Below are 12,138 nucleotides of genomic sequence, written 5' to 3'. Positions count from 1 at the left end.
ACTGACGAATTGGCATTTTACTATTTCTACACTAAGCCATTACTGCTTTTTTAGCAACAGCTGCTTTTACTAAGTTTACAAATAAAGGATGTGGATTAGCTACCGTACTTTTATATTCTGGATGATACTGCACTCCCACAAACCAAGGGTGGTTAGGTAATTCTACTACCTCAACTAAACCTGTATCTGGATTTACTCCTGTAGCTTTCATTCCTGCCGCTTCTATTTGTTCCTTGTATGCATTATTAAACTCATAACGGTGTCTATGGCGCTCATCTATCATCGCTTCTCCATATGTTTCATATGCTTTACTTCCTTCAGAAAGCTCACATTTCCAAGCTCCTAAACGCATAGTTCCTCCTTTATCTACAACTGTTTTCTGTTCTTCCATTAAATTAATTACTGGATGAGTTGTAGCTTCATTCATTTCTGTAGAATTAGCCTCGGTTAAGCCTAGTACATTTCTAGCATATTCTATTACAGCCATTTGCATTCCTAAACAAATTCCTAAAAAAGGCACGTTGTTTTCTCTAGCAAACTGAACAGCAGTAATTTTTCCTTCAATTCCTCTTTCGCCAAAACCTGGAGCTACCAGAATTCCATCTACACCTTGTAGATCTGTTTTAGTAACATATTCTGAATGGATTGATTTTACTTTAACTTTTACTTCATTAGCAGCTCCTGCATGAATAAAAGCTTCTAAAATAGATTTGTATGAATCTTGCAATTCTACATATTTTCCAACTAAACCAATAGTAACTGTTGATTTAGGGTTCTTGTACTTATTCACAAAATCATTCCAAGCAGTTAAGTCAGGTGTTTCATTTAATGGCAATTCTAATTGCTTTAATACTACCTGATCTAACTTTTCTTCTAACATTAAATTTGGAACATCGTAGATAGTAGATGCATCTATAGACTGAATAACTGCTTCTTTTTTAACGTTACAGAATAAAGCCAATTTACGGCGAATATCATCAGATAATTCATGCTCTGTTCTACACACTAGTACATCTGCTTTTAAACCACTTTCCATTAAAGCTTTTACAGAGTGTTGAGTTGGTTTTGTTTTTAACTCTCCTGCTGCAGCTAAATAAGGAACAAGTGTTAAGTGAATTGTAATGGCATTTTCATCTCCCAACTCCCACTTCATCTGTCTAACAGCCTCAATGTATGGCAATGATTCAATATCACCTACTGTTCCACCAATTTCAGTAATAACGATATTGTAATCTCCAGATTTTCCTAAAATCTGAATACGTTCTTTAATTTCATTGGTAATATGAGGAACCACCTGAACGGTCTTTCCTAAAAATTCTCCTCTTCTTTCTTTTTGAATAACAGACTGATATATTCTACCGGTTGTAACATTATTAGCTTGAGAAGTTGGAACGTTTAAAAAACGCTCATAGTGACCTAAATCTAAATCGGTTTCTGCACCATCATCTGTTACATAACACTCTCCATGCTCGTACGGATTTAAAGTACCTGGATCTACATTTAAATATGGATCTAATTTTTGGATAGTTGTTCTATACCCTCTAGATTGTAATAATTTTGCTAACGATGCAGCAATAATACCTTTACCTAAGGACGAAGTAACTCCTCCTGTAACAAAAATGTACTTAGCGTTTGACATGTTAAAAGTGTTGTAGTGTGTTGTTAAAATATTTTGCAAAAATAGGCATTAAAACGGCAAATACAACAATATTTACCTTAATCTTATTGATAAGATTATCACTGATTTATTGGATACTTTCTCTTTATATTATGAATAATATCTTCTAGTCCATTTAATTTTAACTCATACACTTGTAACAACATATCTCCTAACTTTCCTTTTGGAAATCCTTTAGCATTATACCAAACTATATAATGTTCTGGTAAATCTATAAGGTACCTGCCTTTATATTTACCATAAGGCATTTTAGTATGCGCCAATTGAATAAGAAATTCTTGTGGATTCAATTTCGTTTTAAGTTTTTTAATCTTGAAGTGTTTATACGAACAATAAGCTCTATTTACTAGCAAATTCTTTTAAAGTATCTAATTCTTTAGCTACTTTAAGCTCCCATTCTTTTTGTTTTAACCTTATCTTAGAATGGTTTGTTTCTTCATCATACAGATTTTGATATGCTTTCTTTTCTTCATGACATTTTTCATATGCATTGCGCATTTCACTTTTTACATTCTCTGAAAAAGTCATTTCACTAAGTAATTTTCTTAATTTGCGAGCATATAACTCTGTAATATCAAAATGTAATTGCTCATGTGCTAATAAGTTTTCATCAGCTAAATACATCTTCATCCATGATTTATTGGCTACAAAAAAACATTCTACATTATAATCTACCGCTACTTTATCATTAACCACCTCTGCACTAAAACCATAAGACATACCTGAATACGTAATTGCTGCATATGGATGATTTTTATCTGGATTGCCCTCAAAATCACTATAGGTCAATTTAAAATCTTCACGCCAAGGTAATTCCTTATCTTGGGCAATCAATAATTGCACAAAACACAATAGTAATATGAAGATTCTTTTTTTCATTATTTCCAGTTAAAAACTACATTCTTTTTTATATCTGGGTGTATACTATACAAAACTGGGCAAGTCATAGCTGCTTTTTCTAAAATGGTTTTGGTTTTATCATCAAAAGAAAAAGGTAAATCGAACACTACATCTATCTTAGTAATTCTCCTTGGTTCCACCCCCATAGTTTTAGTTACTTCAGCATTAGCTCCTTCTATATTAACTTTCATGCCATTAGCCTTAATTCCCATTATAGTTAGCATACAACTTGCTAAAGCTGTTGCTACGGTATCTGTTGGCGAAAAGGCTTCTCCTTTTCCATTATTATCTACTGGAGCATCTGTAATAATTTCATTTCCAGATTTTAAGTGAACCGATTGTGTTCTTAATTGTCCTTTATAAGTAACTTTTGATGTTGCCATTTTATTGCTTATTCTTCTGTTGTAATTTCTTCTGTTTTATTTTCAATAATAACTTCTTCTAAACTAAATTCTGGAGTATAACGTAAAATGTAAACCGAATCGTTTATATAACCTCCTTTTACATTTCTTTTATAATTAAACTTAGCGTCTAAATACTTAGTCTCTCCTATTTGTAATACTCCATCTTCTAAAGTATTTGCTACTCCTTGCCTTAATAAGACATCTAAAGCTACATCAAAACCTCTCATTGCGTACTTATTAGGTAATTTACCATATGTATCTTCGTACTTAACAACAAAAGCATTATCGCTATCTAACTCTGCTGGTTTAGTTGCAGATGGATAATGATAATTTAATTTAGCTTTTAACCTGTTTTTAACTCCTTTTAGTTCAAACCATTTCTGACTACTAGTAGTAAACATGCTTATTTTATTCTTCTTAGTAAAAGTTTCTATTACACTTGTAACTGTTGATATTACATTTTTATCTACTCCCTCTACTATAACTACATTTTCTTTTCCTTCTTCTATTACATTTACAAAATCTTTGGGTATTAACAAACCACCTTTTCTAGGTATGACTAATTTTGCTTCTGGAAACTGACTTATTAGCTCATCTTTAACAGCTTTCATTTTATCGTCTGTTACTGCTGTTTCTTTTTTATTTTTTACCACTCTCCTTTTATCATCGGCCACAATTATTACTTTTTTACCTTTAGCATAATGCTTTAAATAAGTAATCATTGCTTTTCTTTGACTCGCTTCAGAAGTTTCTGTTTGATACAAGTTTTCACTAGCAAAGTCTTCTCTTAAGCCAAATGGTGCTATTAACGGTATATTTTTACTATTCAATACTTTAGCAGCTGTTATTACATTAGCAGAAACTAATGGACCTATTACTACTTCATTTTCTACAAACTCTCTATTTAAAACCTGCTCTATTCTTTTAATGTTGGCTTTTACATCTCCACTATATTCAGTGTCAATTACATTCAACCTTGTAGAGATACCAACTTGTTTTACTGAATCTAGCGCCATTAAAACTCCTGAATAAAAATCTAACGATTTATTCATTGCATTATTCTTTCTTACCAACAACTTTTTCATATTAGAAGTAGAATCTGTATGAATGATATTGTTCATCCTAAAAGGAAGCAAAAGCGTAATATTTCTAGTTTCTTTATTGATGATACTATCAATTAAATTATATGAAGGTCTTTTTAATGTTGATATGTTAGCTTTTGGGTATTTTAAAATCATCCCCAATTTTATTCCTTCTTCTAATTGAGGGTTTAGAGCAATTAAAGAATCTTTAGAAACCCCTAATTTTTTAGACAATCTAAAAAAACCTTCTTTGGGTTGTACTTCATAAAATGCATATAAATTACTTTTAATAGATACCGTTGTTGCTTCTATATTTTCTTCTTTAACAGATTTTATTGTTAGCAGTTGCCCCACTTTCAATCCGTCTACAATGTGCGGATTTAGTTCCTCTAGTTCAGCAATTGTAATTTCATATTGATGTGCAATACCATACTTTGTTTCTTTGGTTTTAACTATATGTTTAATTTCTTTTGGTTTTACAACAACCTTGCTTGAATCTCCAACTAAAAGACTTGCATCAAAAACTGGTATTTTAATTGTTTTTCCTTTTTTTATTTTTTCTGAATATAATTCAGGATTATATTTTTTAATATCTGCTTCAGTTACACTGTTATTAAAAGCAATTTCTTTTAAAGTTTCTTTTTTACCAACCTTATATCTTTTCATATCTACCAAAGTTGGATCATAAGGGTAGTTTTTATTACGCAAAAAAACCAATACTGCTCCAGCAACAATACCTTCTTTTGCATCTGGATTTAGTTCGTATAACTCATAAGGAGACACTTCATATTGCTGTACAATAGCAGCAACTGTTTCTCCCTCTTTTACTGTATGTTCAACAAAACCTTGTGCTAGTGTATTAGCAATAAAACCAAAAACAAATAATACTATAAAAGCTAGTTTTTTCATGTATGTATAAATTTATCTTATTATTCAAAGACAATATTCTTGCCAAAAATAATGGAACTCACAATATAGTACTAATATTATCATCTTAAAAATAGAAAGCCACCAAAATTGGTGGCTTTAACAATATATTAAAATCAATATCTATTCCCACTCAATGGTTGCTGGTGGCTTAGAACTAATATCATACACAACTCTGTTTACCCCTTTTACTTTATTAATGATATCATTAGATACTTTTTGTAAAAACTCATATGGTAAATTTACCCAGTCTGCTGTCATTCCGTCTGTACTCTCTACAGCTCTTAAAGCTACTGCTTTTTCATAGGTACGTTCATCTCCCATTACTCCTACAGATTGTACTGGTAATAAAATTGCCCCAGCTTGCCATACTTTATCATACAAACCATGCTCTCTTAAACCATTAATAAAAATAGCATCTACTTCTTGCAACATAGCAACTTTTTCTGGAGTAATATCTCCCAAAATCCTAATAGCTAAACCTGGACCTGGAAAAGGATGACGTCCCAATAAATTTTTATCTATTCCCATGGCAGCTCCTGCTCTACGAACCTCATCTTTGAATATCATACGTAACGGCTCTACAATTTTCAACTTCATAAAATCTGGCAAACCGCCTACATTATGATGAGATTTAATTGTAGCTGATGGTCCCCCATCTGCCGAAACAGATTCTATTACATCTGGATAAATGGTACCTTGAGCTAACCACTTAACATCTTCTATTAAATTAGCTTCTTGATCGAATACATCAATAAATACTTTTCCTATTGCTTTACGTTTAGCTTCAGGATCTGACAAACCTTTTAATTCATTATAAAACTGTTGTGAAGCATCTACCCCTTTTACATTCAGCCCCATTCCTTCGTACTGTTTTAATACTGAAGAAAACTCATCTTTACGTAAAAGTCCATTATTAACAAACACACAATATAGATTCTCACCAATTGCTTTGTTTAATAAAACAGCGGCAACAGTTGAGTCTACTCCTCCTGAAAGTCCTAAAACTACTTTATCGTTTCCTACTTTTTCTTTAATTTCAGCTACAGTAGCATCAACAAAGTTATCAGGAGTCCACTCTTGAGCAACTCCAGCTATATGTACTAAAAAGTTTTCTAATAATTTAGTACCATCTACTGAATGATATACTTCTGGGTGAAACTGAATTGCATATGTTTGTTCTCCTTCTATTTCATAAGCTGCATTTGCCACATCGTGTGTACTTGCAATACACTTATAATTATCTGGCAAACTCAATATAGTATCTGAATGACTCATCCAAACTTGAGAACCTGCATCAATTCCTTTAAACAATGGCGACTCATTATTGATATATGACAAATTAGCTCGTCCGTATTCACGGGTGTTTGACGATCCTACTTCTCCTCCGTAAAAATGCGCTAAATACTGAGCTCCATAACAGATTCCTAATAAAGGTTTTTTCCCTTTAACTGCAGATAAATCTACCTTTGGCGGATTCTCTCCTCTTACCGAATGAGGTGAACCAGATAAAATAACAGCTTTAAAATTATCAAAATTGTATTTTTTACTGTTGTAAGGATGGATTTCACAGTAAATATTTAACTCTCTAACTCTACGCGCTATCAGCTGCGTAACTTGAGAACCGAAGTCTAGAATAAGTATTTTATTTTCCATGTGCAAAAATAGCAAAATGCCTATTTAACAACCTAGAAAAAAGTTGATTTTGTTTCAGTAAAATCTAATTGACAATTCAGCTTCAAAAAACAACAACTCAGTCAAAGTCTTTTTATTAAACTGTATTAACCATATACCTTTGTTTTTAGAAATCAAAAAACGAACGAATTATGAAAACAATTGCTTTATTAATTACTATGCTTATATCTAGTTTATTTGCAAAGGCTCAAGAAAAAAACACAACTGGAATTACTATTACAGTAACCATTCCTAATGCTAAAAATGATAATGGAAAAATGCTTTTAGGACTACATAGCAAAGAAACTTTTATGAAAGCTAAAGCTTTAAGCAGCGCTAGTAGCATTATAAAAGATGGTAAAGTAACTATTACTTTTAATAATATACCTGAAGGAGAATATGCAATTATGGTACTACATGATGAAAACTTAAATAATCGTATGGACTTTGAACTTAACGGGATGCCTAAAGAAGCTTACGGTATATCTAACAACCCTATGAGCTATGGTCCACCTCAATTTGAAGAAGGAAAGTTTACAGTAGCCAATAAAGATTTAGATTTTGAAATTAGGTTATAGTTTTAATTTAAAACCAATATATTAATGAGCACTTAAAATTAAGCGCTCATTAATATAATTTAAACCATACTTCTTCCCTTTTTCAGTAAAGTTCATTTTAAAGTCTGAAGCATATGTTTTATCACTGGTAGGAAACCACTCTTTTTTCTTTTTATTATCTATTATTATAAAAAGACCTTCTTCATTCCCTACAGATAAAAATCGTTCAAAATTCCCAGAATAAATAGGAATATCTGATGCTTCTGATAAAGCATTATATACTTTTTTAATATTATTTGTAGGCAATCCAATTTCACTTATAGACAGTAAGGACTCCTCGCTAAAAACATTGTTAGAATAACTATCTAATGTTTTTCTAGCAATCAACTCAACAACATTATAATCAGGATCATAAAAATAAATTGCATACGCATCCCAGAAATCAAAATATTGAATCTCATTAGAATTGTGCTCTAAAACTGTAACTCTGTTTTTTAACCAGCTAAGAGCTTGCTCTATTTGGTTTGCAGGAATATTTATAGCATAATGATAAGGTGTTGCATCTTTTTGATAAGTAAATTTCACAATCGTATTACCTATTTGATAAGAGGCAGATTTATCGCTTTCTTCTATTTTTTTCAGACCTAAAGTACTGGAATAAAATTTTTTCTGCTCTATTAGTTTTTGAGTATATAATTCTAATTTTTTAATCTTCATTTCTTATTCCTTTAACCATGATTGCATCATCCAAATTGTCTTTTCTTGTTCTGAAATAAAATCACTCATTAACGAATTGGTTCCTTCATCATTAGCTTCGTCAGATAACTCTAATATTCTTCTCTCAATAATCAATAAATTCGATAATGAATTTACAATTAATAAAACCGATTCAGAATCATTTGTTATGTTTTTACCTACCTCTACCTTACTTGTAATTACATAATCTTGAAAAGTATGTATTGGTGTAACTCCTAAAGTTAAGATACGTTCTGCAATTTCATCGACTTTTATATTGGCATCATTATATAACTCTTCAAATTTTGCATGAAGTTCAAAAAATCGCTTCCCTTTTATATTCCAATGTATACCTCTTAAATTCTGATAATACGTTTGGAAACTTGCCAACAACACATTCAATTCGTTAGCTACTTCTACTGATAATTTTTGATCTAATCCTAAAATATTTGCACTCATATTATTGTTTATTTTTCTTAATCAAAAGTAATATCTATCAAAAACATTTTTATTATAAATTATATTGATAGTTTTTATATCTTTATCACCATAATTGATAACATATGACCATAACACAATTACAATACGTTTTAGCTGTAGCTGAACACCAAAACTTTACCAAAGCTTCTGAATTTTGTTTTGTTACTCAACCTACTCTAAGTATGCAAATACAAAAACTAGAAGATGAACTATCTGTACAGATTTTTGACAGAAGTAAAAAACCTATAGAGTTAACTGAGGTTGGGAAAAAAATAGTTTCTCAAGCAAAAAATATTGTCAACGAATCGGAAAGAATTCAAGACATTATAGATCAAGATAAAGGGTTTATTGGTGGTGAATATACTTTAGGAGTGATTCCTACAATTATGCCAACTTTATTACCTATGTTTTTAAAAACTTTTACAGAAAAACACCCAAAGGTTCAGTTAAAAATAAAAGAGCTAACTACTCCGCAAATCATCAAACAATTAAATGAAGGAAATCTTGATGCTGCATTAGCAGCTACACCATTAGAAGATGAAAACCTAATTGAACGACCACTGTATTACGAACCATTTGTTGCTTATGTACCTAAAGCCCATAGACTGGCACAACACAAGACAATTACCACTGCTGATCTAGACATTAATGATATATTGTTACTTGAAGACGGCCATTGTTTTAGGGATGGAGTTGTAAATTTATGCAGTGCTACAAAATCTAATAAAAATAACACGTTTAGCTTAGAAAGTGGAAGTTTTGAAACTTTAACAAAACTTGCTGATGAAGGATTAGGTATGACTCTTTTACCTTACTTACATTCAAAACAATTACAAGAATGCTACACAGATAGTATTATTCATTTTACAGATCCTAAACCTGCTAGAGAAGTAAGTTTGCTATTTCATAAAAGCGAATTAAAAATTCAAATAACAAAGGCTTTAAAAGATGTTATAGATGCTGTTATTAGAGGTGCTATTGCTTTTCATGATGTAAAAATTATTAGTCCGAAAAAAATATACTCAAATTAAATAGCATGAAAAAAATATTAGATCTCCTAAAAATATTACTACTTATTGTAGTGTTTACTAATTGCGCAACAGATAACGACGACACTTCTATAAGTGCTCCATCTGATTTTTACTACCCAGCTGGAGGCCCAATTCCTTTCTATACCAACGGTAGTACAGGAACTCCAAATATTGACTGGGGAAATGAAACAGGTACTTTTACTTTAAACAGTAATTACACAGGAGTCTCTATAAACAATACTACAGGAATTTTATCTTGGAATGAGGATTTACCACTAAACGAAAACATTATAGAAGTTACAGCCACTAATTCTGCTGGATTTGCAGTTACTACTGTTTTGTTTTTACATCAATTTAGCGGAACATTTAATGGTGGCTACAACAACAACCCATCATCTACAACTGTTAGCAACAATAATTTAAACATTGTTTTTAACACAAACGAAACTATGAGTGCAACAGATTCTGGAAATACTGTAAATGGAACTTGGTCTTTTAACAATGACGGAAAACTTATTTGTTTATACGGCTCTACCGAATTAGAATTAGACTTAACCTATTCGGTTAATGTCACACCTTTATTAGAAGGTTTTACCAGAACAACCGGAAACGCAACTAATAACGGATTTGTTCGTTTAAATTACCAAGAATAATAAATAGCACTATTTTATTGCAACAAAAAAGCCGAGTTTGAACTCGGCTTTTTTGTTATTCTTTTAAGTATATTAAACATTCATTTAATTCGGGTTTTTGTAAAGTAAGGGTTTTAATCCATATTTTCAATTCTTCAATTTCATAAGGTAATAACCTTTCAAAAGCTTTCTGAACTTCTTTACAAAAAAGATTAGCATCAAAACTAACTCTCTCCAGAACTGTCTTTGTGTAATCAAACATCGCTCGCGCCATATTAGTTGGGTTTGGTTGTTATTTCTACATAAATAAACGAAAAAATATTCATTTTATTAGCCATTAAGCCTTAAAAAAAACAATATATCGATAAAATTAACAAAATTTAACAACTATTAAAATCTATTATCGCCATCTAAAAGATCACCTAAACCTCCTAAAATACTTCCCTCTCCTTTACTATTTCCACCTCTTGGTATTGAGGCTACAACTCTAGATGCTAATCTACTAAAAGGCAATGACTGTATATAAACAGTTCCTGGTCCTCTTAAACTTGCAAAAAACAACCCTTCACCTCCAAAAACAGTGTTTTTTATGCCTCCAACAAACTCTATATCATAATCTACATCTTTAGTAAAACCTACTATACACCCAGTATCTACTTTTAGTACCTCTCCAGCTTTTAACTCTTTTTTACAAATAGTTCCTCCTGCATGAACAAAAGCCATCCCATCTCCTTCAAGTTTTTGCATTATAAATCCTTCTCCACCAAAAAAACCTCTACCCAATTTTCTTGAAAACTCAATTCCTACAGAAACTCCTTTAGCCGCACATAAAAAAGCATCTTTCTGGCATATAAACTTATTACCAAATGCTGCCAAATCTATTGGAACAATAGATCCTGGATAAGGAGAAGCAAAGCTAACTTTTCTCTTGTCGTGAGACTCATTTGTAAAAACAGTCATAAATAAACTTTCTCCAGTTAATAATCGTTTACCCGCCGAAAAAAGTTTCCCTAAGACCCCTTTATCTTGATTAGAACCGTCTCCAAAAATAGTATTCATTTGTAAACCACTCTCCATCATCATAAAGGAGCCTGATTCTGCTATTACCCCTTCTTGTGGATCTAATTCTACTTCAACATATTGCATTTCTTCACCATAAATATGGTAATCTATTTCATGTGATTGCATTTCTATTTTATTTTTTTGATTGATTACTTAGCTTTTATACTCCATTCATAAGTATACTTTCCTACTTCGTCTCCTTCATTATCTATACCTACAGAAGTAAGAGTAATTTTTTGTCCCTCTTTAGTTTCAATTGCTTTTTTAATTGCATCATTAATTAAATCACCATCAGAACAAGTAAAAGTTATTCTTCCTACAGCTTTTTTAGAATAGCTTCCTGTATTGTGAGTAACCAACATTGATATTTTGTTACCACTTTCTTGTATTTTTTTTAATACTAAAGCACCTGTAGACAGTTCTGAAGCCATTGCTTGAACAGCAAAATACAAGGAATTAAAAGGGTTTTGATTGATCCATCTATACTTAACAGATGTTACACATATGGCATTAGAAATACTTTTTAACCTAACCCCACATAAAAATGCAGAAGGCAACTTTGCTAATAAAAATAAATTGATTTTTCTAGGAGATATCTTCACGTTAAATAATCTTTTAATGATAGAAACACCAAATTACTTAAAAAAGAACAAATAGTACAATGCATAGCATACTACTCCTGTAAATACTGAGGTTGGGTGTAAAAATCACATCAAACACAATGTTAAAAAAATGTTAATTTAAGGTACTTTGTTTTGCATAGTACCTTTTTTTATTCATATATTTGCATAGGATATTACTATATAAGTCTAATCAACTTTAAAAAATTAGAATCATCCATCATCAAAAAACATCATAAATCATGAATCAAAAAACGAACAAAAACACAAATCAAGCCAAGGAGGAACTTGCTATTAGGTCAGTTTCACAATCTTATAATCAAGAATCTATTAGTTTAACCCTTGGCAATAGCTCT

General features: G+C 31.2%; 14 protein-coding genes. 3 read left to right on the top strand and 11 right to left on the bottom strand.

The genetic code is table 11. The features are described from left to right. Positions 1 to 31: 31 nt before the first annotated feature. From ACFQ1O_RS13590 to guaA, 6 genes are all read right to left on the bottom strand, one after another. Positions 32 to 1,639, bottom strand: coding sequence for a CTP synthase (locus tag ACFQ1O_RS13590; protein WP_377716799.1), 1,608 nt, complete (start codon positions 1,637 to 1,639; stop codon positions 32 to 34). Positions 1,640 to 1,737: 98 nt separating this feature from the next. After that, on the bottom strand, positions 1,738 to 1,968 hold the full coding sequence (locus ACFQ1O_RS13585; RefSeq protein ID WP_377716797.1) for a DUF3820 family protein: 231 nt from the start codon (positions 1,966 to 1,968) through the stop codon (positions 1,738 to 1,740). 49 nt (positions 1,969 to 2,017) lie between these two features. Further along, positions 2,018 to 2,557: a DUF922 domain-containing protein gene (locus ACFQ1O_RS13580; protein ID WP_377716796.1), complete on the bottom strand. Its 540-nt coding sequence runs from the start codon at positions 2,555 to 2,557 to the stop codon at positions 2,018 to 2,020. Then, positions 2,557 to 2,961 carry an OsmC family protein gene (locus tag ACFQ1O_RS13575; RefSeq protein WP_377716794.1) on the bottom strand — a complete coding sequence of 135 codons (405 nt, stop codon included), beginning with the start codon at positions 2,959 to 2,961 and terminating at the stop codon, positions 2,557 to 2,559. Before ACFQ1O_RS13575 ends, ACFQ1O_RS13580 begins: the two co-directional genes overlap by 1 nt. An 8-nt stretch (positions 2,962 to 2,969) precedes the next feature. After that, positions 2,970 to 4,973: a LysM peptidoglycan-binding domain-containing protein gene (locus tag ACFQ1O_RS13570; RefSeq protein WP_377716792.1), complete on the bottom strand. Its 2,004-nt coding sequence runs from the start codon at positions 4,971 to 4,973 to the stop codon at positions 2,970 to 2,972. A 141-nt stretch (positions 4,974 to 5,114) separates the two neighbouring features. Then, the gene (gene guaA, locus ACFQ1O_RS13565; RefSeq protein WP_377716790.1) at positions 5,115 to 6,647 is read right to left on the bottom strand and encodes a glutamine-hydrolyzing GMP synthase; all 1,533 of its coding nucleotides are present in this window, start codon (positions 6,645 to 6,647) and stop codon (positions 5,115 to 5,117) included. A 170-nt stretch (positions 6,648 to 6,817) separates the two neighbouring features. Here guaA and ACFQ1O_RS13560 point away from each other — a divergent pair, with 170 nt between their 5' ends. Beyond that, on the top strand, positions 6,818 to 7,243 hold the full coding sequence (locus ACFQ1O_RS13560; protein WP_377716788.1) for a DUF2141 domain-containing protein: 426 nt from the start codon (positions 6,818 to 6,820) through the stop codon (positions 7,241 to 7,243). 21 nt (positions 7,244 to 7,264) lie between these two features. Here ACFQ1O_RS13560 and ACFQ1O_RS13555 read toward each other — a convergent pair whose 3' ends face one another. Together ACFQ1O_RS13555 and ACFQ1O_RS13550 are read right to left on the bottom strand one after the other, a co-directional pair. Next, positions 7,265 to 7,939 (bottom strand): VOC family protein, encoded by a 675-nt coding sequence (locus tag ACFQ1O_RS13555; protein ID WP_377716786.1) that lies wholly within the window; start codon positions 7,937 to 7,939, stop codon positions 7,265 to 7,267. Between the two features lie 3 nt (positions 7,940 to 7,942). Beyond that, positions 7,943 to 8,416 (bottom strand): Dps family protein, encoded by a 474-nt coding sequence (locus tag ACFQ1O_RS13550; RefSeq protein WP_377716784.1) that lies wholly within the window; start codon positions 8,414 to 8,416, stop codon positions 7,943 to 7,945. A 104-nt stretch (positions 8,417 to 8,520) separates the two neighbouring features. Here ACFQ1O_RS13550 and ACFQ1O_RS13545 point away from each other — a divergent pair, with 104 nt between their 5' ends. Together ACFQ1O_RS13545 and ACFQ1O_RS13540 are read left to right on the top strand one after the other, a co-directional pair. Beyond that, positions 8,521 to 9,468, top strand: a complete 948-nt coding sequence (locus ACFQ1O_RS13545; RefSeq protein ID WP_377716782.1) for a hydrogen peroxide-inducible genes activator — start codon at positions 8,521 to 8,523, stop codon at positions 9,466 to 9,468. A gap of 5 nt (positions 9,469 to 9,473) precedes the next feature. Then, entirely contained in the window at positions 9,474 to 10,121 is a 648-nt protein-coding gene (locus tag ACFQ1O_RS13540; RefSeq protein WP_377716780.1) for a hypothetical protein, read from the top strand. Between the two features lie 55 nt (positions 10,122 to 10,176). Here ACFQ1O_RS13540 and ACFQ1O_RS13535 read toward each other — a convergent pair whose 3' ends face one another. The 3 genes from ACFQ1O_RS13535 to ACFQ1O_RS13525 form a co-directional block, all read right to left on the bottom strand. Next, positions 10,177 to 10,374, bottom strand: a complete 198-nt coding sequence (locus tag ACFQ1O_RS13535) for a hypothetical protein (RefSeq protein WP_377716778.1) — start codon at positions 10,372 to 10,374, stop codon at positions 10,177 to 10,179. Between the two features lie 116 nt (positions 10,375 to 10,490). Next, positions 10,491 to 11,288, bottom strand: coding sequence for a TIGR00266 family protein (locus ACFQ1O_RS13530; RefSeq protein WP_377716776.1), 798 nt, complete (start codon positions 11,286 to 11,288; stop codon positions 10,491 to 10,493). A gap of 23 nt (positions 11,289 to 11,311) precedes the next feature. After that, positions 11,312 to 11,764, bottom strand: coding sequence for a thioesterase (locus ACFQ1O_RS13525; protein WP_377716774.1), 453 nt, complete (start codon positions 11,762 to 11,764; stop codon positions 11,312 to 11,314). Positions 11,765 to 12,138: the final 374 nt, after the last annotated feature.

Origin of the sequence: Pseudofulvibacter geojedonensis (assembly GCF_042675745.1) — a bacterium.
Classification (GTDB): Bacteria; Bacteroidota; Bacteroidia; order Flavobacteriales; family Flavobacteriaceae; genus Pseudofulvibacter; species Pseudofulvibacter geojedonensis.
This window is presented reverse-complemented; position numbering and strand designations above follow the sequence as displayed.

Bases quoted from the DNA above. Each gene is read 5' to 3' on its own strand.
- ACFQ1O_RS13570 (WP_377716792.1), bottom strand. From the start codon at position 4,973: ATGAAAAAACTAGCTTTTATAGTATTATTTGTTTTTGGTTTTATTGCT.
- ACFQ1O_RS13530 (WP_377716776.1), bottom strand. From the start codon at position 11,288: ATGCAATCACATGAAATAGATTACCATATTTATGGTGAAGAAATGCAA.
- guaA (WP_377716790.1), bottom strand. From the start codon at position 6,647: ATGGAAAATAAAATACTTATTCTAGACTTCGGTTCTCAAGTTACGCAG.
- ACFQ1O_RS13580 (WP_377716796.1), bottom strand. From the start codon at position 2,557: ATGAAAAAAAGAATCTTCATATTACTATTGTGTTTTGTGCAATTATTG.
- ACFQ1O_RS13590 (WP_377716799.1), bottom strand. From the start codon at position 1,639: ATGTCAAACGCTAAGTACATTTTTGTTACAGGAGGAGTTACTTCGTCC.
- ACFQ1O_RS13545 (WP_377716782.1), top strand. From the start codon at position 8,521: ATGACCATAACACAATTACAATACGTTTTAGCTGTAGCTGAACACCAA.
- ACFQ1O_RS13575 (WP_377716794.1), bottom strand. From the start codon at position 2,961: ATGGCAACATCAAAAGTTACTTATAAAGGACAATTAAGAACACAATCG.
- ACFQ1O_RS13540 (WP_377716780.1), top strand. From the start codon at position 9,474: ATGAAAAAAATATTAGATCTCCTAAAAATATTACTACTTATTGTAGTG.
- ACFQ1O_RS13555 (WP_377716786.1), bottom strand. From the start codon at position 7,939: ATGAAGATTAAAAAATTAGAATTATATACTCAAAAACTAATAGAGCAG.
- ACFQ1O_RS13560 (WP_377716788.1), top strand. From the start codon at position 6,818: ATGAAAACAATTGCTTTATTAATTACTATGCTTATATCTAGTTTATTT.
- ACFQ1O_RS13535 (WP_377716778.1), bottom strand. From the start codon at position 10,374: ATGGCGCGAGCGATGTTTGATTACACAAAGACAGTTCTGGAGAGAGTT.
- ACFQ1O_RS13550 (WP_377716784.1), bottom strand. From the start codon at position 8,416: ATGAGTGCAAATATTTTAGGATTAGATCAAAAATTATCAGTAGAAGTA.